Annotated in this window: 17 protein-coding genes; 12 read left to right on the top strand and 5 right to left on the bottom strand. The window is 72.7% G+C overall.

The annotated features are described in order from the left end of the window. Positions 1–260: 260 nt before the first annotated feature. The 5 genes from ACZ6CL_RS31895 (at position 261) to ACZ6CL_RS31875 (ending at position 4405) form a co-directional block, all read left to right on the top strand. Positions 261–1262 (top strand): beta-ketoacyl-ACP synthase III, encoded by a 1002-nt coding sequence (locus ACZ6CL_RS31895; RefSeq protein ID WP_468942067.1) that lies wholly within the window; start codon positions 261–263, stop codon positions 1260–1262. 41 nt (positions 1263–1303) lie between these two features. Continuing rightward, positions 1304–1543: an acyl carrier protein gene (locus ACZ6CL_RS31890; protein WP_468942064.1), complete on the top strand. Its 240-nt coding sequence runs from the start codon at positions 1304–1306 to the stop codon at positions 1541–1543. Next, positions 1543–2763, top strand: a complete 1221-nt coding sequence (locus ACZ6CL_RS31885) for a beta-ketoacyl-[acyl-carrier-protein] synthase family protein (RefSeq protein WP_468942061.1) — start codon at positions 1543–1545, stop codon at positions 2761–2763. The genes ACZ6CL_RS31890 and ACZ6CL_RS31885 overlap by 1 nt, the downstream gene beginning before the upstream one ends. A 25-nt stretch (positions 2764–2788) precedes the next feature. Continuing rightward, complete coding sequence (gene fabG, locus ACZ6CL_RS31880; protein WP_468942060.1) at positions 2789–3493, top strand: 3-oxoacyl-ACP reductase FabG; 705 nt, start codon at positions 2789–2791, stop codon at positions 3491–3493. A 108-nt stretch (positions 3494–3601) separates the two neighbouring features. Beyond that, entirely contained in the window at positions 3602–4405 is an 804-nt protein-coding gene (locus tag ACZ6CL_RS31875) for a thioesterase II family protein (RefSeq protein ID WP_468942057.1), read from the top strand. Here ACZ6CL_RS31875 and ACZ6CL_RS31870 read toward each other — a convergent pair. After that, complete coding sequence (locus ACZ6CL_RS31870; RefSeq protein WP_468942054.1) at positions 4374–5171, bottom strand: AfsR/SARP family transcriptional regulator; 798 nt, start codon at positions 5169–5171, stop codon at positions 4374–4376. The two genes, ACZ6CL_RS31875 and ACZ6CL_RS31870, sit on opposite strands and share 32 nt — an antisense overlap. A 261-nt stretch (positions 5172–5432) precedes the next feature. On the opposite strand from ACZ6CL_RS31870, the gene ACZ6CL_RS31865 reads away from it, so the two are divergent. After that, entirely contained in the window at positions 5433–9413 is a 3981-nt protein-coding gene (locus tag ACZ6CL_RS31865; protein ID WP_468942052.1) for a type I polyketide synthase, read from the top strand. Positions 9414–9499: 86 nt separating this feature from the next. Then, positions 9500–10129 (top strand): TetR/AcrR family transcriptional regulator, encoded by a 630-nt coding sequence (locus ACZ6CL_RS31860; RefSeq protein WP_468942050.1) that lies wholly within the window; start codon positions 9500–9502, stop codon positions 10127–10129. Positions 10130–10208: 79 nt separating this feature from the next. Here the strand turns inward: ACZ6CL_RS31860 and ACZ6CL_RS31855 are convergent, their stop codons facing one another. Continuing rightward, positions 10209–11264, bottom strand: a complete 1056-nt coding sequence (locus ACZ6CL_RS31855; RefSeq protein WP_468942049.1) for an aldo/keto reductase — start codon at positions 11262–11264, stop codon at positions 10209–10211. A 231-nt stretch (positions 11265–11495) separates the two neighbouring features. Between ACZ6CL_RS31855 and ACZ6CL_RS31850 the strand changes: the two genes are divergently transcribed. The 5 genes from ACZ6CL_RS31850 to ACZ6CL_RS31830 all read left to right on the top strand — a co-directional run bounded on the left by ACZ6CL_RS31850 (position 11496) and on the right by ACZ6CL_RS31830 (position 17883). Continuing rightward, entirely contained in the window at positions 11496–12896 is a 1401-nt protein-coding gene (locus tag ACZ6CL_RS31850) for an MFS transporter (RefSeq protein ID WP_468942047.1), read from the top strand. 54 nt (positions 12897–12950) lie between these two features. After that, entirely contained in the window at positions 12951–13934 is a 984-nt protein-coding gene (locus ACZ6CL_RS31845) for a quinone oxidoreductase family protein (RefSeq protein WP_468942045.1), read from the top strand. A gap of 162 nt (positions 13935–14096) precedes the next feature. Then, entirely contained in the window at positions 14097–14918 is an 822-nt protein-coding gene (locus ACZ6CL_RS31840; RefSeq protein ID WP_468942042.1) for a PaaX family transcriptional regulator, read from the top strand. 176 nt (positions 14919–15094) lie between these two features. Next, positions 15095–16483 (top strand): MFS transporter, encoded by a 1389-nt coding sequence (locus ACZ6CL_RS31835; RefSeq protein WP_468942040.1) that lies wholly within the window; start codon positions 15095–15097, stop codon positions 16481–16483. Then, a complete protein-coding gene (locus ACZ6CL_RS31830; RefSeq protein WP_468942039.1) occupies positions 16480–17883 on the top strand; it encodes an alpha/beta hydrolase family protein in 1404 nt (467 codons plus the stop codon). The genes ACZ6CL_RS31835 and ACZ6CL_RS31830 overlap by 4 nt, the downstream gene beginning before the upstream one ends. On the opposite strand, the gene ACZ6CL_RS31825 is transcribed toward ACZ6CL_RS31830, so the two are convergent. From ACZ6CL_RS31825 to ACZ6CL_RS31815, 3 genes are read right to left on the bottom strand one after another with little or no spacing between them, the layout of a single operon-like run. Further along, positions 17880–18491 (bottom strand): DUF742 domain-containing protein, encoded by a 612-nt coding sequence (locus ACZ6CL_RS31825; protein ID WP_468942036.1) that lies wholly within the window; start codon positions 18489–18491, stop codon positions 17880–17882. The two genes, ACZ6CL_RS31830 and ACZ6CL_RS31825, sit on opposite strands and share 4 nt — an antisense overlap. A gap of 16 nt (positions 18492–18507) precedes the next feature. Beyond that, entirely contained in the window at positions 18508–18942 is a 435-nt protein-coding gene (locus ACZ6CL_RS31820; protein ID WP_468942033.1) for a roadblock/LC7 domain-containing protein, read from the bottom strand. A gap of 32 nt (positions 18943–18974) precedes the next feature. Continuing rightward, a complete protein-coding gene (locus tag ACZ6CL_RS31815; RefSeq protein ID WP_468942030.1) occupies positions 18975–21845 on the bottom strand; it encodes a sensor histidine kinase in 2871 nt (956 codons plus the stop codon). Positions 21846–21972 lie beyond the last annotated feature (127 nt).

The following is a 21972-nucleotide window of genomic DNA, read 5'->3' as shown; positions in this document are numbered from 1 at the left end:
GGGGCCCGCTACCGGCCCGCTCACGTCCCTCTCACGCCACGAATGAGGGGACCGTGAGTGCCCTCTGTGCCGAACGTGAGAACGCCTCAAGCGGCGGCCTGCAGCATGAATTCCCGGAAACGCCGCACGAGTCGGCGAGGCGGGCCAGAAGGGAAAGCACCGATGGACTCTTTGACGGATCCTTTCCGTGCGACGGACACATTCCGCGCTGACGGCGCATTCACGCGTACGTTTCACGCCATGGGGATCCGGAGCGCCGGGTGAACCGCGCGGCGGTTCTCGCGGGGCTCGGGACCTGGCTGCCGGAGAACGTCGTCACCAATGACGAACTGGCCCGTCGGCTCGACACCTCCGACGAGTGGATCCGCACCCGCACCGGAATCCGGCAGCGCCATGTCATCGGCCCCGGGCAGTCCACCGGAGACCTCGCCGTGGAGGCCGGGCGGCGCGCGCTGAAGTCGGCGGGCACCGAACAGGCCGACATGGTCATGGTGGCCACCAGCACCCCGGACCGGCCGTGCCCGGCCACCGCGCCGGACGTGGCGAGCAGGCTCGGCCTGACCGGTGTCCCCGCCTTCGACATCGCGGCTGTGTGCACCGGCTTCGTCTACGCCCTGGGCATGGCCTCCTCCGTCATCGGCTCCGGCGCCGCGGACAGCGTGCTGGTCATCGGCGCGGACACCTTCTCCACCATCCTCGACCCCGAGGACCGCACCACCCGCGCGGTGTTCGGCGATGGCGCGGGCGCCGTCCTGCTGCGCCCCGGCGACCCCGGGGAGCCGGGTGCCCTCGGCGGCCTCGACCTGGGCAGCGACGGCAGCCGCAGCGACCTCATCGAGGTCCCCGCGGGCGGTTCGCGGCAGAAGGCGTCGGGCCTGTCCGCACAGGAGGCCGGGGCCTACTTCACCATGCGGGGCCGGGCCGTGTTCTCCGAGGCGGTCCGCAGGATGACCACCTCGGTCGAAACGGCCGCACAGGGCCTCGGCTGGGCCCTGGGCGATGTCGACCGCGTCGTCCTTCACCAGGCCAACGCCCGCATCCTGGCGGCCGTCGCGGACCGCACGGGGCTGCCCGCCCGGCGATTCGTCTCCAACATCGGGCGCGTCGGCAACACCGTCGCCGCTTCCATTCCGCTCGCCCTCGCCGACGGCGTCATCGAGGGCGCGCTGCGACCCGGGCAGCGCGTGGTCCTCGGCGGCTTCGGCGGCGGCCTCACCTGGGGCGCGCTGGGGCTGCGCTGGCCCGACGTCACCCCCGTCTGACCTCACACCGGCAATCGGCCACCTACAGAAGGAGTTTCACCATGCAGGCGATCGAAGAGCGCGTCACCGGCATCCTCTCCGGACAGTTCAAGCTCAAGAAGGAGATCATCACCCCCGAGGTGACCTTCCAGAACCTGTCGTTCGACTCCCTGGTGCTCATCGAACTGAGCCTCGTCCTGGAGAAGGAGTTCCAGGTGGTGATCGACGAGGGTGACCTCACCGACCAGCTCACCCTGCGCGAACTGGCCGAACTGCTCACCGACAAGGGCGCGGTGGCCTGATGGCCGACGGCATAGCGGTCACCGGACTCGGGCTGGTGACACCGGCCGGATCCGGTGTCGCGGAGAACTGGGACGCGCTGCTCACCGGCCGCTCCCGCGCCACCAGGGACCCGTCCCTGGACGGCATGCCCGTCGATTTCACCGCGCGCGTCCCCGGCTTCGACGCCGGTGAACTGCTGGGCGGCTTCGCCTCCTGGCAGCTGAGCCGCTTCGTCCAGCTGGCCATCGTCGCCTCCCGCGGGGCGATCGAGGACGCCGGATGGGACCGGGACAGCTGGGACGGCACCCGGGTGGGCGTCGTCCTCGGCAACTCCCTCGGCGGCGCGGCCACCTTCGAGGAGCAGTACCAGGAGCTGCGCGACGGTGGACCCGGCCGGGTCTCCCCGCTGATGATCACCAAGTACATGCCCAACATGCTCGCCGGGTACGTGGCGATCGACTGCGGCGCCACCGGCCCCGGCCTGGTGACGGCCACCGCCTGCGCCTCCGGCGCCACCGCCGTCGGCACCGCCCGGGACCTGCTGCGATCGGGGGTGTGCGACATCGTGCTGGCCGGGGCCAGCGAGTCCGCGCTCACCCCGACCGTGCTGGCGGGCCTGACCAAGATGGGTGCGCTGTCCCGGAGCCGGGACGCCCCCGAACACGCCGCCCGCCCCTTCGACGCGGAACGGGACGGCTTCGTGGCGGCGGAGGCCGCCGGTGTGCTCGTCCTCGAACGCGCCGAGGACGCCCGAGCCCGCGGCGCCACGGTGCGAGCGGTCGTACGGGGATACGGCGCCACCTCGGACGCCCACCACGCCACCGCGCCCGACCCGCGGGGGCGGGGCATCGAACGGGCGCTGCGGGAGGCGCTGGCCGACGCCGACGTGGCGGCGCGGGACATCGGCCACGTCAACGCCCACGGCACGGCCACCCGCATGAACGATCTGATCGAGGGGCGGATGCTGCGCCGGGTCCTCGGCGACGGGCCCGCCGTGACCTCCACGAAGGGCGTGACCGGCCATGCCCTCGCCGCGGCCGGGGCCATCGAGGCGGCGTACACCGTGCTGGCCGTGCAGCACGGCACCGTACCGCCCACGGCCAACCTCAAGAACCAGGATCCGGAGATCGACCTGGACATCGTCACGGGAGAGCCGCGCCGCACCCGTATCGAGGCGGCCGTCAGCACCTCGCTCGGGTTCGGCGGACACAACGCCGCGCTCGTCGTCACGCCCGCGTGAGCGGCGCGGGAAGGGAGGGGAAACGATGAACCGTTCGGTCTTCGTCACCGGCGGCAACCGGGGCATCGGCGCGGCCGTCGCCGCCGCCTTCGCGGCCGATGGCGACAAGGTCGCCGTCAGCCACCGCTCGGGCAGCCCGCCGGACGGGGTGCTCGGTGTCCACGCGGATGTCACGGTGCCCGGGGAGGTCGAGAAGGCGCTGCGCGAGGCGGAGGCGGCCCACGGCCCGGTGGAGGTCGTGGTGGCCAACGCCGGGATCACCCGGGACCGGCCCGCGCTGCGGATGTCGGACGAGCAGTTCGAGGAGGTGCTCTCCACCAATCTCACGGGCGCGTTCGCCACCGTCCGGGCCGCGCTCACCAGCATGCTCCCGGCCCGGCGCGGCCGGGTGGTGCTCATCTCGTCGGCGCTCGGCTTCCTCGGCTCGCCGGGGCAGACCAACTACGCCTCGGCCAAGGCCGGTCTGGTGGGCATGGCCCGCTCCCTCGCGTGGGAGCTGGGCGACCGCGGCATCACGGTGAACGTGGTGGCGCCCGGCATCATCGAGACCGACATGACGGCGCCGCTGTCCGACCGCCGCATGGCGGACCTGATGCGGATGACCCCGCTCGGCCGCCCGGGCAGGCCCGAGGAGGTCGTGGCCGCCGTCCGCTTCCTGGCGAGCGAGCAGGCGAGTTACATCACCGGAGCGGTCCTGCCGGTCGGCGGAGGGATCGGCATGGGCCACTGACGATGAACCCGGGGCCCGGTACGGACACCCGCCCGTACCGGGCCCGTCCTGTACGTCCCTCAACCCAACCCCCTGTATCCCTCAACCCACCCCAGGAGGCAGACCACCGTGTTCCCGAGCCCGACCACCGGCGGCTGGACGGCCGGTCTGCGCCCCGCCGGCCCGGCCCCGCCGGCCCGGATCGTCGTCTTCCCGCACGCGGGCGGCGACGCGCCGCGCTATCTGACGCCACTGTCACGGCTGCCCGGCGACGTGGAACTCCTCGGCGTCACCCTGCCCGGACACCCGGAACGGGCCGTCGAACCCCCGGCCGTGCGCGTGGCGGATGTGGTGCGGGGCGTACGGGGCGCACTGCGCGGGCTGCCGCCCGTACCGACCGTGTTCTACGGGCACAGCATGGGCGCGCTGCTCGCCGTCGCGGTGGCGGACGCGCCGGGGGCGGCACAGCGGCCGGGCGCCGTGGTGGTGAGCTGCGGGCTGCCGGGAGAGCGCGCGTACCCGCACCCGGAGCGGCTGCACACGGCCGCCGGGCTGGCGGAGATCTTCGCGTTGCACGGGCTGCCGCCCGGCGCGCTCCACGACACCGCGCTCGCCCCGCGCGCCCGGACGCTGGCCCATGACCTGGCCCTCAGCCGCCAGGCGCTGCGCGCCGTGCGGGACATATGCCTCGGGATGCCGCTCACGGCCCTCGCCGGGACGAACGACTCGCTGGTCCCGGCCGCCACCCTGCCCGGGTGGGCCGCCTTCACCCGGGCCGCCCACCGCGGACGGCTCGTGGAGGGCGGCCACTTCTTTCCGTTCTCGCCCGCTGGAGCGGACGTGCTGCTGGAGGAACTCACCGCGGCGCTGCGCGCGGCGGGGCATGAGGCGAGGGCAGGTGTCACAGCCCCACGGACGGCAGCGCGGGGGTGAGGGAGCCGCCCGCCACGAGGATCGACTTCTGCAGTTCCTGGAGCCGCGTGGAGGGCTCCAGGCCGATCCCCTCGGCCAGGGCGGAGCGCAGCCCCTGATAGACCGACAGCGCGTCGTTGCGTCTGCCGGACCGGTTCAGGGCGATCATCAGGCATTCGTGCAGCATCTCGTCGTACGGGTGCAGCGCCGTCAACGCGCGCAGCTCGCCGACCACTTCGTATCGCTGGAGCCGCAGATCGAGCAGGATGCGGCGGCGCAGTACGGACTTCCGGTCCTCCTCCAGGCGCAGGACGTGCGACTGCAGCACGGGCCCGGTCGGCAGGTCGGCCAGCGGCTCGTCGCGCCACAGGTCGAGGGCGCACCGCAGGAGCGCCGAGGCCTGGGCGAGATGGCCCGCCTCCTCCGCCCGGCCCGCCTCGGCCACCAGGTCCTGGTAGCGGCGCACGTCGAACTCGTCGTCGCGGACGGCCAGCCGGTATCCGGTCTGCTCCGTGACCAGGACCTGTTTGGCAAGGGCGCTCCCGGGCCCGCCGGGCAGGACCATTCCCAGGTGCTTGCGGATCTGCATCACGTAGTTCTGCAGGCTGGTGGCCGCGCTCTTGGGTGCCGCGGCGCCCCACACCTCGCGCTCCATCGCGTCGATCTGCACGACCCGCCCGCGGTTGAGCACCAGCAGGGCGAGCACCTTTCTGGCCTTCGGCGCGGCCGGTACGACCGAGCCGCCGTTCAAGGTCACGCGCAGCGGCCCGAGTACGTTGGCGATCATCCGTCAGTCCCCCTCCTTGAGGGTAAACATATAGCGCCGTACATCTATGAGCGCAAGTACAAACTCAGCGTGCTCGCGGCGATGAGAGGACGTCAACTGCGTTGAAAGTAGGGCAAATCGGCGCGCGAAGTGTCGCTGTCTGCTGAATTTCGGGGACGCATAGTTATAGAGTTGGGTAAACTTTTGCCCTCCGATACAACTTTGCATCACCGTGATTGGCACTATGACGGCGTCATTCTCACGTCATGAAGGGGGAGCGCCGTGGAGCGCAGACGACCGATGGACGACACCGCGATCGCCGTTGTCGGCATGGGGTGCAGGTTCCCGGGGGCGGCCGGTACGGACGCGTTCTGGGACCTGCTCATGGGGGGAGTCGACGCCGTCACAGGGGTCCCGGCCGACCGCTTCGACATCCGCCGCGCCTACGACCCCACGCCCGGCACACCCGGCAGGACCGTCTCCCGCCACGGCGGCTTCCTGGACGACGCGTTCGGGTTCGACGCCGCGTTCTTCGGCATCGCGCCCGTAGAGGCCGAGAGCATGGACCCCCAGGCGCGCCTGCTGCTGCATGTGGTGTGGGAGGCGCTGGAGGACGCGGGCCTGCTGCCGGAGCGGCTGGCCGGAAGCCGGACCGGCGTCTTCGTCGGCCAGGCCACCGCGGAGTACGCGGAGGCCGAGCACGCCCCCGCCGGACCGGTGCTGCGGGACGCCGTGGGGGCGCGGATCAGGGCCATCACCGCGGGGCGCGTCTCCCACGCGCTGGACCTGCGCGGCCCCAGCGTGGTGATCGACACCGCGTGCTCGTCCTCCCTGGTCGCCGTGCACACGGCGCGGCAGAGCCTGCTGACCGGCGAGAGCGACCTCGCCATCGCCGCCGGGACCAACATCATCCTGTCGCCGCGGGACGCCGTCGCCTACTCTGATGGCGGCATGCTCTCGCCCTCGGGGCGCTGCCGGTTCGGCGACGCCACGGCCGACGGCTTCGTACGGAGCGAAGGCGTGGGCACCGTCGTCCTCAAGCGGCTGGACGACGCGGTCCGCGACGGCGACCCGGTGTGGGCCGTCCTGCCCGGCTCCGCGGTCACCTGCGACGGCCGGGCCAGCGGGCTGCTGATGCAGCCGTCCGTGGACGGGCAGGCCGCGATGGTGCGCGAGGCCTGCCGGAGCGCCGGAATCCGTCCCGGCCAGCTCGACTACGTGGAAGCGCACGGCACCGGCACGCCCGTGGGCGACGGGGTCGAACTGCGCGCCCTGGCCGAGGCCGCGGGCAGCGGGCGCGCCCGGGACCGCCCGCTGCTCACCGGGTCGGTCAAGACCAACATCGGCCACGCCGAGGCGGCCGCCGGTATCGCCGGGCTGATCAAGACGGTGCTGACGGTCCGGCACGGCGTCATACCGGCCTCCCTCCACCTGGAGCGGCGGAACCCGCTGCTGGACGGCGAGGCCTCCGCCGTCGACATCGTCACGGCGGCCCGGCGGCTGCCCAAGGCGGGCCCGGCCGCGCTCGCGGGCGTCAGCTCGTTCGGACTGTCCGGCACCAACGCCCATGTGGTGGTCGGCGAGTACGTCCCACCGGCCGCCCCGGCGGCGGACCGTGAGCCGGTGACCGCGCCGCGCCTGCTGGTGCTCAGCGCCCGTTCGGTCACCGCCCTGCGCCGGATGGCGGGCCGCTACGCCGACCACCTCGGCCCCGGCGGGCCCGGCCGCACCGACTCGCTGGACGCCATCTGCGCCACCGCCGCCCTCGGGCGCGCGGCCCACCCGCACCGGCTGTGGGTGGTCGGCGACTCGCACGACGACCTCGCGGACAAGCTCCGCGCGCTCGCCGAGGGGCGCGCCATCCGCGACGGCGGCACCGGCGAGGCCGGGTTCGGCGAGGCCAGGCGCACCGCGTTCGTCTTCGCCGGGCAGGGCTCGCAGTGGGCCGGGATGGCGCGGGACCTGCTCGTCTCGTCGCCCGCCTTCCGGGCCGAGATGGAGGCGTGCGACCGGGCGATCCGGGATGAACTCGGCTGGTCCGTCGTCGAGTTGCTGGGGAACGCCGCAGTGCCGTTCCCCACCGGAGTCGCCACCGTCCAGCCCGCCCTGTGGGCCGTGCAGGTGTCGCTGGCCGCCGCGTGGCGGGAGCTGGGGGTGGAGCCGCGGCTGTGCCTCGGCCACAGCATGGGGGAGGCCGCCGCCGCGTATGTGTCCGGCGCGCTGACCCTGCGGGACGCCGCCGCGGTGATCTGCCGCCGCAGTGGCCTGATGGAGCGGGCCGCCGGGCGGGGCGCCATGCTCGCCGCCGAACTCCCGGCGCGCCGGGCGCGGGAGGTGGCGGCCGCCCACGGCGACCGCGTCTGCGTGGCCGCCGAGAACGCGCCGTCCGCCTCCGTGCTGGCCGGTGACCACCGGGCGCTGACCGCCATCGCGGCGGACCTGGAGGCGCGCGGGGCCCTGAACCGCATGGTCCGGGTCGACGTGGCCTCGCACTCGCCCGCCATGGACCCGCTCCTCGACGAGCTCCGCGAGCGGCTGAAGGACATCGCACCGGCCGAAACACGGACCGGCATGCTCTCCACCGTGCACGCCACCCCGGTGCGCGGCCCCGAACTCGACGCCGCCTACTGGGCGGAGAACCTGCGCCGCGTCGTTCGATTCGCCCCCGCGGTGCGCGAGGCGGCAGGCCAGGCCGGGACCGTCTTCGTCGAGGTCGGCCCGCACCCCCTGCTCGTCACGGCGGTCGAGGAGACGCTCGCCGACGCGGACCTCGACGGCGCCGCCGTGGGCACGCTGCGCCGGGACTCCGACGGCAGGAGGGGCATGCTGCGCGCCGCGGGGCAGATCTTCGCCTCGGGTGGCACCGTGGACTGGACGGCGTGGTACGGCGGGGACCACCGCGCGGTGCCGCTGCCCGCCTATCCCTGGGACGCCGTACGGTTCCGCCGCGAGCCACGGCCACCGGAGACCGGAAGCCGCGGAGCGGCGCCGTACGTCAAGCGGCTCGACCCCGCCGCCTGGGCGACCGATACCTGGGGCGGCGGCATCCGGGTGCGGGGCGTGGCGCCCGTACCACCGGCGGTCTACTGCGCCACGATGCTGGAGGCGGCGCGCGAGGCCGGATGCGACGAAGCGCTGACGCTACGGCAATTGCGGGTGGGTGAAGAGCCCTTGTTGCTGGACGCCCTTCATGACACCGAACTCCGGGTGGTCCTCACCGGGCCGGGCCCGGACACCGCCGAGGGCCTGCGGGCCGTGGTGGAATTCCGTACCGCCGGGGGGACGGAGTGGCGGAGGGCCGCCGTGGCGCGGCTGTTCGCGGACCGGGAGGAGGGGCCGTGCGACGCCTCCTGGGCGCTCGACTCGGTGCTGGGCAGGTGCCGCGACCACCGGTCGGCGGACGAGTTCCGCGAACTCGCCGCCGGGCGCGGGTTCGCCGTCGGGGAGCCCTTCCACGCGGTGGAGCGGCTGTGGCGGGGCGGTGGTGTGGTGGCCGCCCGGATGCGGCGGCCGCGGGTGGCGGGACCAGCGGCCTGGGAAGCGGGCCTGCTGCCGCTGTTGGCCGCCCTGCCCCCGGCGGGGCCGGGTGCGGAGGCCCGCCGCCCCTATGTCCCGGTGTCCATCGACTCCGTACGGCTGCTGGCTCCGCTCCCGGACGACTTCTGGACGCTGTGCCGGTTCACCCCCGAGCGGGGGGACCGGCCCGCGCGCGCCGATGTGCGGATGGTCGCCCAGGACGGGCGGCTGCTCGCCGAGTTCACCGGGATACGGATGCGGCGCCCGGGGCCTGCCGCCCGGCAGGCGGGCGCCGCGTCCGGCGGGCCGGCCCTGCGGGCGGCCCGGCGCGGAGTGGCACGGGCCGTGGCGCAGGCGTGGGCACGGGCCGCGCCGCTGGGCTCCCGGCTCTCCCACCTGCTGGTGGGCCGCCCGTCCTGGCGTCCCGCGCCCGTCTCCGCCCGCCCCGCGCGGTCCCCGCGCCACGCGCTCGACGCCCGACCCGTGGCGGCGCCGCGCCTTCCGGATGCCCGGCGCGACTCCACCAAGGCGCTGCCCGCCGCGGCGGCCGCCGTCCTGGGGATGCCGCTCGGCGACCTCGACCCCCGCAGGCCGCTGCGCGATGTGGGACTCGACTCGCTCATGGCCGCGCGGCTCGGGCAACAGCTGCGCCGCGAACACGGCATCGAGATCACGGCGGGCCGACTGCTGGGGGCCGAGAGCCTGGAAGCCCTGACCCGCAGTCTGATGGACGGCGCGGCGAGATGACAGTGCCGAACGAGGACCAGAAGTCATTGTTAGACTGTGGTATAAGAAAGTTGGGGGTTGACCTCAAGGGACGGAGACGGATCGATATGGACTCAACGGCGTCAGTGGCGCCGCCCGCGGGTCGCCGGGAGCGCAACAAGCAGCGGGTCAAGGAAAGGCTGTACACGGCGGCTTTGGAACTCTTCAGCGAGAAGGGTTACGACCAGACCTCCATCGACGACATCGCGGAGCGTGCCGATGTGGCGCGGGGAACGTTCTTCAATTACTTTCCCCGCAAGGAAGATCTCATCGGCGCCTGGAGCGAACAGCGGCGGGCGAAGCTCATGACGCATCTCGCGGAGACCCGTTCCTATGGGGCCGGTGCCGTCGCGCAGCTGAAACAGTGCGTGTCCGTACTGGGGCGTATCAATGAGGAAGAGCGCGACCTCACGGTGGCCATGCTCACCGCCTGGGTGAAGGCGGGCCGTCCGATCCAGGAAGACCCGTATATGGCGGATATCTTCTCGGAGATCGTGGAAACCGGGTGCCACACCGGTGAACTGGCCGAGAATCTGTCGTCGCACCTCATGGGAAACGTGCTGCGCGATCTGTATCTCGGGGCGCTCTACCGCTGGTGCTACCAGCGGGATGCCGCTGACGCCGGATCGCTGAACGACGAACTCCAGGAAGTCCTGGGCCATCTGCTCGGAGGCATCTCGCATTCCTCGCGGCGCTGACGGCGCGACGAACGCACACGGCCCGGGAAATCGGCGGCACGCACACCGCCGGTTTCCCGGGCCAAAGCAGTGCGGGGCTTCAGGCTCCGCGCCGCTGGGCGGGCAGCCGCCGCAGGGACGCGTCGGCGAAGTGCGGGGGAGTGTAGTCGGCGTCCGGCGGATTGAGGTCGGTCCCCGGCGCCACCAGCGCGTCGAGCCGGTCCAGCACCGCGTCGTCCAGCGTCACCTCCGCCCCGGCCAGCAGATCCGTCAGCTGCTCGACCGTCCGCGGCCCGATGATGACCGACGAGACGGCCGGATGCGTCAGCACGAACGCCACCGCCAGGTGGGACACCGGAAGCCCGCATTCGGCGGCCAGTTCGACCAGCTCCTCGACGACGGCCAGCTTGCGCGCGTTGCCCGGCAGTGACTGGTCGAACTTGTACGGGATCATGTCGCTGCGGAACGAGCCCAGTTCGCCGATGCCGTCACCGTGCCCCTTGCGGAAGCGGCCGGTCAGCCAGCCGCTGGCCAGCGGGCTCCAGGTCATCACCCCCATGCCGTACCGCTGCGCGGTGGGCAGCACGGAGCGCTCGGCGCCCCGCATGAACAGGGAGTACGGGGGCTGCTCGGTGTGGAACGGCACATGGCCGCGGCGCTCCGCCGTCCACCGGGCCTCCACGATCTGCTCGGCGGAGAAGTCGGACGACCCGATGGCCATCACCTTGCCCTCCCGCACCAGATCGGACAGCACCGACAGCGTTTCGTCGATGTCCGTGGACGGGTCCGGCCGGTGTATCTGGTACAGGTCGAGATGGTCCGTGCCGAGGCGGCGCAGACTGTTCTCGACGGCCCGCCTGATCCAGCGCCGGGAATTCCCGCCGTGGTTCGGGTCGTCGCCCATCGGAAAATGCACCTTGGTGGCCAGCACCACATCGTCCCGGCGCCCCTTGAGCGCCTTGCCGACGATTTCCTCCGTCTCGCCCCCGGCGTACATGTCCGCGGTGTCGATGAAGTTGACGCCCGCGTCGAGCGCGGTGTGCACCAGCCGCACACAGTCAAAAACGTCGGCGTTACCCCACGATCCCAGCATCATGGTGCCGAGACAGAACCTGCTGACGGATATCCCGGTCGATCCCAGCGATGTCCTGCGCATGGATTACCTTGCACCTCATTTGCGCTTGGAGGGAATGTGGTCTCACGTCGCGGCGGGTCTCATGTCACCGCCGTCGCAGGGGAGTCTGACACGGTTGCCCGCGGCCTATGGAAGATCCACCGGAAGGCGTGAGTCCGGCGTGAGCGGGCCATGAGCGGAGGCGGACACAGTGGTGTGTACACGGGGTGATCCCCGTGTCGGATCCATACCCCCCACCGCGAATTGGATGTGATGATGCGTCGCGCCGGGACGCTGCTGCTGCCACTGGTGGCGGTCTTTCTCGTTCCCTTCACCCTGACCGGCGCTTCGGTGGCGCTCACCGACATCAGTGCGCAGCTCGACGCGAGCCTGGCCGCCACCCAGTGGGTGGTCAACGCGTACAGCGCCACCTTCGCCGGATTCATGCTGATCACCGGTGCCCTCGCGGACCGGCTCGGCCGCCGCCGGGTCTTCGTGTCCGGGGTGGCCCTCTTCGCGGTGTGCGCGCTGATCAGCGCCGTCGCCCAGGACATCGTGGTGCTGGACGTGGCGCGGCTGATCTCCGGGGTCGGCGCGGCCGCGACCACCACGGGGGCGAGCGCCGTGCTCGCCGAGGCCTTCACGGGCCCGGCCCGGTCCAGGGTGTTCGGCCTGTTCGGCACCACGATCGGCGTCGGCCTGGCCTTCGGGCCGACCCTGGCCGGGCTGCTGGTGGACAACTGGGGCTGGCGGGCCGCGTTCGCCCTGCCCGGGGTCATCGGCCTGGGCTGCCTCGTCTTCTTCCGCTCCCTCCCGGCCTCCCGGCCCGCCGCCTCGCGCGGCCAGCTGGACCGGGCGGGCGGCACGCTGTTCACCCTCGCGCTGCTGCTGTTGATCTTCGCTCTGGTGGAGGGCCCCGAGCTGGGGTGGGGCAGCGTGGCGGTGGCGGGCTCGCTCGTCGCCTCGGTGGTGCTGTCCGGGGCGTTCGTGGCCGTCGAGCGACGGGTCGCCGAACCGCTGCTGGACTTCCGGCTCTTCGGCACCGGCCGCTTCCTGGGGCTGTGCCTGGCCGTGGTCGCGGTGGTCGGACTGTTCGGCCCGCTGCTCACCTATCTGCCCGCCTACTTCCACGCCGTGGCGGGCATGAGCACCGGCGAGGCCGGACTGTCCATGGTGGCCCTCACCGGCCCGGTCCTCTTCATCCCGCTGATCTGCGGGGCGCTGGTCCGCTGGGTGCCCGGGTCGGTCCAGGTGGTGGCCTCGCTGGTGCTGGTGGCCGCCGGATCGGCCTGGCTGGCAACGGGATCCTCGCTGCTCCCGGCCCTGGTCGTGACGGGTGTCGGCGTGGCCGTCGCCCAGGGGCTGCTCGACGGACTGGCGGTCGACGCGGTCCCCGCCGAGCACGCCGGTGCCGCCGCGGGCACGTTCAACACCGCGAAGCTGACCGCGGAGACGCTGGGCATCGCCGTCGTCGGCGCCGTCCTGGCGGCCCGTACCGGAGGACGGCTGTCCGGCCCGCGGTTCCCGGAGGCGCTGCACCTCACGCTGTGGATCTTCGCTGGGCTCTGTCTGGTGTCCGCCGTCGCCACGGCGCTGCTGCTGCGGTCGAGGGCGGCGAAGCCCGTCACCGTGGCGGCGGAGGGCGAGCGCGACACCGAGGCCGTCGCGACCTGAACACCCCCCTGATTTCTTCCTGTTCATCCTGTTGCTTATGAGGAGTGACGTGCCATGCGCGCTGTGACCATCCCCCGCTTCGGCGGACCTGAGGTGCTGGAGTACACCGAGGCCGAGGCGCCCGTGCCCGGTCCCGGCCAGGTGGCCATCGAGGTGACCCACGCCGGGGTGAACTACGCCGAAATCCTGTTCCGGCAGGGCGCGGTGGACGTTCCGCTGCCGTACGTACCCGGCATCGAGGCCGCGGGACACATCCGCGCCCTCGGCGACGGTGTCACCGGGCTGCGGGTGGGCCAGCCGGTCACGGCGCTGACCATGACCATGGGCGGCGGCTACGGCTCGGTCGCGGTGACCGACGCACACCTGGTCGCGCCGCTGCCGGACGACGCCGACCGGTCCCTGATGGCGGCCGTCCCCTCCAACAGCACCACCGCGTGGCTGGTCCTGAGCGAGGTGGCCCGGTTGCGCAAGGGCGAGCGGGTGCTCGTGCACGCCGCGGCCGGCGGCGTGGGCAGCCAGCTCGGCCAGGTGGCCCGGCTGCTGGGCGCGAGCCAGGTCGTGGGCACCGTGGGCTCGCCGGACAAGATCGAGGCGGCGGCCGCCTTCGGCTACGACAAGGTCGTCCTGCGCGACGACCTCCCCGGATCCGTGGCCGGTCTCACCGACGGGCGGGGCTTCGACGTGGCCGTCGACCCGGTCGGCGGCGCGGCCCGCCGGACGAGCCTCGACGCGCTGGCGCAGGGCGGACGCCTGGTCGCCATGGGCAACGCCTCGGGTGCCGATGACGTCCCGTTCAGCGCGAACGAGCTGTGGTTCAGCGGCAAGGGCGTCCTCGGCTTCAACCTCGGCGCGCTGAGCGGTGAGCGCCCCGAAGCCGTGTCTTCCGTACTGCGGCAGGCCGTCGGCGCCGTCCTCGACGGCGAACTGCGCGTGACCGTCGGCCAGGTGCTGCCGCTGCGGGACGCCGCCGAGGCCCACCGCCGCCTCGAAAGCGGCCGCACCACCGGCAAGCTGGTGCTGGCGATGGAGCAGGAGTGACCTGCTCGCGGTGACCCCCACGCTCACCGGCGCGGGACTCCCGCGTCCAACGGCGCGGGCGTGACCGACGGCCCCGGCCCACCCCCGAAGGGCCGGGGCCGCCGGTGTGTCTCACGGGTGGCGGCGGACGCGCTGTCGGCGGGTGCGCGTACCGTTGGCTCCGTGACCACTGCTGATGCCGCACCCCGGCCCCAGTCGCTGATGCTCACCTTCCTGGGCGACTGGGTGCTGGGCCGGGACGTGTGCGTGTACTCGGGAAGCGTCATCGACCTCTTCGACCGCGCCGGTGTCGGCGAACACGCGACCCGCTCGACGCTCACCCGCATGGTCGGGCGCGGCCTGCTGCGGCGGCAGCGCGAGGGCCGACGCATGTACTTCGGGCTCACCGAGCGCTCGGAGACGGTGCTGCGGGACGGAGAGTGCCGCATCTGGCAGACCGGCGCCGTCAACCGGAACTGGGACGGCACCTGGACCCTGCTCGGTTTCTCGCTGCCCGAATCCTGGCAGCGCCAGCGCCACGACCTCCGCTCCCAGCTCACCTGGAGCGGCTTCGGGCCGCTGTTCAGCGGGCTGTGGATCGCCCAGGGCGAGGTCGACGTGGGCCCCCTCCTCAACGAGCTGGGCCTGGCCGCGCATGTGAAGGTGTTCCGCGCCCACGCCGACACGGGCATGGACATCGGCGCGATGATCGAGGAGACCTGGGAGCTGCCCGCGCTGGCCGGGCGGTACGAGGAGTTCGTACGCCGCTGGCAGCCCCAGGAGCACATGTCCGCCGGGGATGACGCGTCGCTGGTGGCCCGGTTGCGGCTGTCCACCGAGTGGCTGCGGATCATCCGGCAGGACCCCCGGCTCCCGGTCCGGCACCTGCCCGAGGACTGGCCCGCCGAGCAGGCCGAGAAGACGTTCCGCGCCGTCCACGAGCGCCTGACGCCGGGGGCGCGGACGGCGGCGGAGCGCCTGCTCGACGTGGTTCCGGTGCGCTAGCCGCGCACGAATCAGCGTACGAAGCCACACGCGAAGACGGGGGCCCGGCGGCGGTCCCGCTGTCAGTCGCGCACAAATGTTGTGCAGAACATTGACCGCAGTCGAATATCTGCCTACCTTCGCGGGAACCAACGGCACCGTCTCCATGCCACCCCGACGGCACCAGGGAGCTTCCCGTGCAGCCAGCCCCCGTCCCCGTTCCGCCGCCCCCCGATTCCCGGCAGCTGCGCCGCGTCGCACTGTCCGGCCTGCTCGGCACCGCGGTCGAGTTCTACGACTTCCTCGTGTACGGCACGGTCGCCGCGCTCGTCTTCGGCGAGCTGTTCTTCCCCGGCGCCGACCCCGCGGTCGGCACCATCGCCGCGTTCGGCACCTTCGCCGCCGGATACCTGGCGCGGCCCCTCGGCGGCATCGTCTTCGGCCACTTCGGCGACCGGCTCGGCCGCAAGTCGATGCTGCTGCTCACGATGGTCCTGATGGGCACCTGCAGCTTCGCCATCGGTCTCCTCCCGACCTATGACGCGATCGGCGTCTGGGCGCCGGTGCTGCTGGTCGCCCTGCGCGTCGTCCAGGGCCTCGCGATCGGCGGTGAGTGGGGCGGCGCCATGCTCATGGTCGTCGAGCACGCCGAGCGCACCGGCGGCGCTCAGCGGCGCCGCGGCCTGTGGTCGAGCTTCACCCAGCTCGGAGCCCCGCTCGGCTCGATGCTCTCCGCGGGCGTGGTCACGATCGTCTCGACCCTGCCGGACGACGAGTTCCGGGCCTGGGGCTGGCGGGTGCCGTTCCTGCTGAGCGTCGCGCTGCTCGCCGTGGGGCTGTTCGTACGGCTGCGCGTGGCCGAGAGCCCGCTCTTCACGGAGACCCAGGCCCAAGCCCAGGCCCAGAACACGCGGCAACACGACAAGCCCCCGCTCGCCGAGGTGCTGCGCCGCCCGGGGCCGCTGGTGCTGGCCGGGTGCGTCGGCATCGGCGCGTTCACGGCACAGGCGCTGCTGACCAGCTTCATGATCTCGTACGCCGTCCGCAACGGGTACACCCGGCCGCAGGTGCTCACCGCCGTGACCGTCGCCTCCTGCGTGGCCCTCTTCGCGCTGCCCGCCGCATCCGCGCTGTCCGACCGGGTGGGGCGCCGCCCGGTGGTGCTCGCCGGGGCCGTCGCGTCGGCCGCGCTGGCCTTCCCGGTCCTGGCGCTCGTCGACTCCGGATCCCCCGGGCTGCTGATCCTGGCGCTGGCGCTGGGCCACGGGGTGGCGCAGTCCACCATGTACGGACCGCTCGGGGCCCTGCTCAGCGAGATGTTCGGCACCCGTGTCCGCTACACCGGCGCCTCCCTCGGCTACCAGCTCGCCACCCTGGTCGGGGCCGGATTCTCACCACTGATCGCGAGCAGCCTGCTCGCGGCGAACGGCGGCGGCAGCACCCCGCTCTCGCTGCTGCTGTGCGGCGGCGCGGCCATCACCGCGCTCACCGTGTGGCGGCTGCGCGAGACCCACGCCGACACCCTCGACGACCGCACCACCACCCCCTCCGCCGATGTCCCCGCCACCGAAGGAGCCCGCCCGTGAAGCCCCGCGCCCGCGCTCTCGCCCTCGCCGCGACCGCCGTGCTCGCCGCCACCACGCTGCCCGCCCTGCCCGCGCAGGCCGCGAGCGCCGAGGGTGAGCACCTGGAAGGCCACCTGGCGTCCGGGGCCGCGTACATGGTGGACGTTCCCGCGCGGTGGAACGGCACCCTGCTGCTCTTCAGCCACGGCTACAACCCCCAGGGCGCCCCCAACCCCGCCCAGAACGCGCCGAGTTCACAGACCCGCACCCGGCTCCTGGAGCAGGGATACGCCCTGGCGGGCTCCTCGTACGCCACGACCGGCTGGGCCGTGACCGACGCGGTGCCCGACCAACTCGCCACGCTGGACCTGTTCGCGCAGCGGTTCGGCGCGGCCCGGCAGACCCTCGCCTGGGGCCAGTCGTACGGCGGGTTCGTCACCACCGCGATCGCCGAACGGCACCCCGACCGGATCGACGGATCGCTGTCGATGTGCGGACTCGTCCAGGGCGGGGTCGCCAACTGGAACAGCACCCTCGACCCCGTCTTCGCGCTGAAGACCCTCCTCGCCCCGGACTCCGGCATCCGCCTCACCGGCTTCGCCGACCAGGCGGCGGCCAGGGAGGCCGCGACCGCGCTCACGGGGAAGCTGACCGAGGCCCAGCAGACCGCGCGGGGCCGGGCCCGGATCGCGCTCGCCGCCGCCCTGCACAACATCCCCGGCCACAACGATCCGTCGCAGCCGAAGCCGGGCCCGGCCGACTGGGCCGGACAGCAGACCAACCAGTACGCGGCGGTCACCGGACTGCTGCGGACCGCCGCGTTCTCCTGGCGGCAGGAGGCCGAGTCCCGTGCGGGCGGCAACCCGTCCTGGAACACCGGTGTCGACTACGCGGCGATGCTGCGGCGCTCCTCGGTGTACAAGGAGGTGACCGAGCTGTACAAGGAGGCGGGGCTGACGCTGCGCGACGACCTCGCCGCCCTGGACCGCGCGCCCCGCACCACCGCCGACCCGAAGGCCGTGGCCTGGATGCGGCACACCAGCGCGTTCGCCGGCAGGCTGACCGACCCGCAGCTGAACATCCACACCACCGGGGACGGGCTGATTCCCGTACAGTCCGAGAGCGCCTACCGCCGGGCCGCCACCGCGGGCGGATCGGCGGGCCTGCTGCGCCAGGCGTACGTCGACGCTCCCGGCCACTGCACCTTCAGCCCCGGCGAGACCCTCGCCGCCGTGCATACGCTGGAGCGGCGGCTGGCCACCGGCCGCTGGGACACCTCGCCGGACGCGCTCAACTCCACGGCCAAGACGCAGGATCCGGCAGCCGAGGCACGCTACGTCGGCTACCGGCCCACCGCCTATCCGCGCCCCTACGACCTGGCCCACCAGGACGGCCCGCGCCACCGGGGGGATGGCTCCTAGAGCCGCCTGAGCCCGGTCAGCACCCGCTCCATCAGCGTCACGCTCGGGGCCTCGCCCTCCTCGGTCCCGGTCTGCTGGACGGTGATCAGCCCCCGGTCCGCCATGTCGCCGAGCAGGACCCTGGCCACCCCCAGCGGCACAGAGAGCCGTGCCGCCACCTCGGCCACCGACTTCGGCTCCTGGCACAGCGAGATCACGGGAACGTGGTCCGCGTGGGTGAAGGCGGCGGACTGGTGCCCCAGTTCGGTGGTCGTCACCAGGGTCTCCAGCTCGAAGTGATGCTCGGACCTGGTGCGACCACGAGTCCACGTATAGGCGCGCACGAACGAGGGCGAGCCCTGTTGCTGCTCGTGTCCGTCCTCCCACGCCGCGTGCTCCTCGTCCTGCGACGGGGGGTACGCGTACGGGTCCGGGGGAGCGGGGGGCGGCGTCTCCTCCGGCTGCTGGGCCGCGGTCTCCGGACGGGAGCCGGAGTCGGAGCCGGACTTCTTCCGCGGCCGCCGTGCCTTGCCGAAACTGAACGCGTTGAGCACGTCGGCGAAGGTCTGGTCGTCCTCCGCTCCCTGGTCTCTCCGAGTGTGCCCGGAAGGGCCTTCACCGGTGCTCATGATCTCCTCATCCGGGCTAGCGGGCTGCTGTCTGCTGGAATCCTTGCAGCTCGGCGCGTAGTTCGGGGGTCAGCATTTCGCCGACCTGGTCCACGAGCACGGCCATCTCGTAAGCCACCTGGCCGATCTCGCAGTCCGGCGCCGCCAGCGTCACCAGGCACGAGCCGTCCTTGATGGACATCAGCAGCATATGTCCGTACTCCATCTGGATCACGGTGCTCTTCACCTCACCGGTGTCCAGACACCGCGCGGCGCCCTGGATCAGGCTGACGGCGCCCGCGGCGATGGTGGCGAGGTGTTCGGCGTAGTCTCCCGCCAGCCGGTTGGAGGCGGTGAGCAAAATCCCGTCGGCTGATACCACCACGGCGTGGGCCACATTGGGAACACGTTCGGTGAAGTTGGTGACCAGCCATCCGAACTGGCTCACCTCCCGCGGGTGGGGTGAGGTCATGGCTTCTTTCCTGCCCGTTCGTCGATGGAATTTTAGCGCTCGTCGGGACGGGCCCGACGGATGCCTGACTGGTAGTTGCTGAGGAAGCTGTGCGTCTGGCCCGCGTCCTGGCTCGGCTTCGCCTTGCCGGGGGCGGTACGCGGCTCGGGACGGTCACCGGGGCGGGGCGTACGCGGCGTCCTCTTCGGCAGCCCGGACTGGGTGCGATCGGCCCCCTCCGCGGTGTCCGGGGAGTCGGCGGGGCTGCCCGGGCGGCGGTCGGCCACCTGGTCCGTGCCGTTCTCCGGCAGAGGTTCCGTCTGCTGGGAGGGCGGCGTGAACAGACGCGAGGAGCCCCGAGGACGGGGGCTCGCCGGTGCCGGTGCCGGCGCCGACCGCGGTGCCGGTGCCTCTGGCGCGTCATCCGACGCGGGCGGCGTGAACCACGACGCGCCGGGAGCGCGCTTCTGCTCCGGGCCCGACCGCTGTTCCGGGCCGGACCGCTGCGGCGGCACCAGGCCGTGGTTGGACGGGCGGGCCTTCTGGACGTCCTGGGTGCCCTGGGTGTCCGGTCCGTCCGCCGGTGTCCTGCCGTGCTCGGAGCCGTGCCCGGACCCGTGCTCGGCGCCGTCGCGGGACGCGTCCGGTGCGCCCTTGCCGACCGGGTCGGGGCGCCCGGCCCCGTTGGCTCCGCCGGGCCCGCCCGGCGTACGGCGCGGCAGCCGCCGCGGCAGCCCGGAGTCCGCGCCGGCCCCGGCAGGGGCGGGACGGTCCTGTTGCGGCTTGCCCCAACCCGGGGACCGCGTACCGGAGTCGGCGGCGGGCGCCGGGCGGTCCCCGTCCGAGGGCTCGCGCACGGCGGGGGCCGCCGTGACCTGGCCCTGCGCCCGGGCCGGTTCGAAGGCCTTGGCGGCGGTCGGCGTCGGCCCGGTGCGCCGGGGCGCGTTCCCCCGGGGAGCGTCGTCGGACCGGTCCGACGGTACGAGGTTCGCCGGGACGAGCACACCGGCCCGCAGACCCGCGCCCCACTCCGAGCTGAGGTTGACAGAGATGCCGTGGCGGTTTGCCAGACGGCCGACGACGAAGAGGCCCATTTGACGGGAAGACGAGGCTTCCTCGGAACTGGTTGCCTCCAGACGCCGATGTGCCTTGGCCAGTTCGGCGCCGCTCATCCCGATGCCCTGGTCGCGCACCTCGATGAGGGCGGAGCCGTCGCGGCGCGGCGTGGTGCTGATGACCACCTGGGTCTCCGGCGGGGAGAACGCGGTGGCGTTGTCGAGCAGTTCGGCGATGATCCGCGCCAGGTCACCGGCCGCGTAGCCGGTCACCGCCACGGAGGAGGAGGCCTGCACCTCGGCGCGCTGGTAGTGCTCGATCTCGGAGACCGCGGCCCGCAGGACGTCCTCCAGCTGCACGCGGTGACCGTGGGTGCGGACGAGCGTGCTGCCGCAGAGAACCATCAGGTTCTCGTTGTTGCGCCGCATCCGGGTCGCCAGGTGGTCCATCTGGAAGAGGTTGGCCAGCTGGTCCGGGTCCTCTTCGTGCCGTTCGAGCTGCTCCATCAGACGCAGCAGCCGGTCCACCAGGGTCTGGCTGCGCCGGGAGAGGTTGACCAGGGTGTCCCTCAGGTCGCCACGGAGCGCGGCCTGTTCCGACGCCAGGCGCACGGCCTGCCCGTTCACCGCGTCGAAGGCCCGGGCGAGCTGCCCGAACTCCTCGGTGGTGTGCACCGGCACGGCGCTGACGGCGATGTCCGCCTTCTCGCCCTCGCGGATGCTGGAGACGGCGGCCGGGAGCCGGTGCTCGGCCACGTCGAGCGCGGTGGAGCGGAGGACGGTCAGCGACCGCAGCAGATGCCGGCCGATCGCGAAACCGATCCAGAGGGCGAGCAGCAGCACCGCGAGCAGGCCCACGGAGTACGCGCCGGCCCGGTTGCTGGTCTGGTCCTGCAGCTGGGCGGAGTTCACGCGCAGCTGCTGGGCGAGGTTCTTCTCGACCTTGCCCAGGAGCTTCGCGGTCGTCTCCGAGCTGCGGTTCCACTGGGAAGCCGGGATCGGCGGCGTGGTGACGCCCTGCTGGGCGTCGGACCGGGACAGCGCGGTGCGCACCAGGTCCGAGCGCTTGGCCACCAGCTTGCCGGTGACCGTCCGCTGGTACATCTCCTGCTCCGCGGGGGTGGCCACGGCACGGAAGTCGCCGAGCTTGTCCTGCAGGCGGATGTCGGACTCCTCCAGCGCCCGGATCAGCTTGGTGTCCATGGGCTGCCCGGGCCGCATGCCCTCCAGGAGGATCACATGCTGGAGGTGGACCTCTTCCTGGACTGCCTCCAGGTCGTACAGCGCGGACGCGGGCCCGGTCAGCTTGGGTTCGGCGAACCGGCTGCCCAGGGACTGGTCCAGGTCGAGCAGGCTGTTGATGACGATGCGGTACCTGTTCACCGCCGCCCAGGAGCTGATGCTGCCGGACGTCACCTGCTTGCGCAGGTCGGTCAGGCTGCCCAGGGCCTTGGTGGCGTCCTTGTAGCGGACCCCCGCGGCGCCCTTGAGCAGGGGGGCCTGCTGCGAGGTGCTCGCGAGCACGGTCCGGGCGCGGTCGGTGGACCGGGCCTGCCGCCGCATGTCGGCGGAACCGCCGTCCGCCTTCTCACGCAGCTGTTCGGCGGCCATGGCGCGCTCCGTCTGGAGGCTTCCGAGCAGTGGCATCAGCCCGGAGCGCAGCTTGACCAGCCGCTGCATGTCCGCGTACGAGTTGGCGCGTTCGACTTCGCGCTGAATCTGGACGACGCCCAAGGCGACCGCCAGCAGCGCGGGCACCACCAGCACGGCGCCCATCTTGACCGGAAGCCGCCAGTTTCGCCATTGCACGATGGTGGCCCACAGCCCCGGGCCGCGTGCAACTTCGGCCGCATGCCTGCCCGGGGTCACGAGGCGCGCTCCGCGCCCGGAGCGGCTTGGCCACAGCGATGTATCACGATGCGCTTTCTCCTGGGATTTCTCCTGAAGAGGAAGTCGAACGACCGGCGGCACACCGGCCTGACCGGGGGCGGCGGAA

The organism is Streptomyces sp. NPDC041200, assembly GCF_055591805.1.
This window is presented reverse-complemented; position numbering and strand designations above follow the sequence as displayed.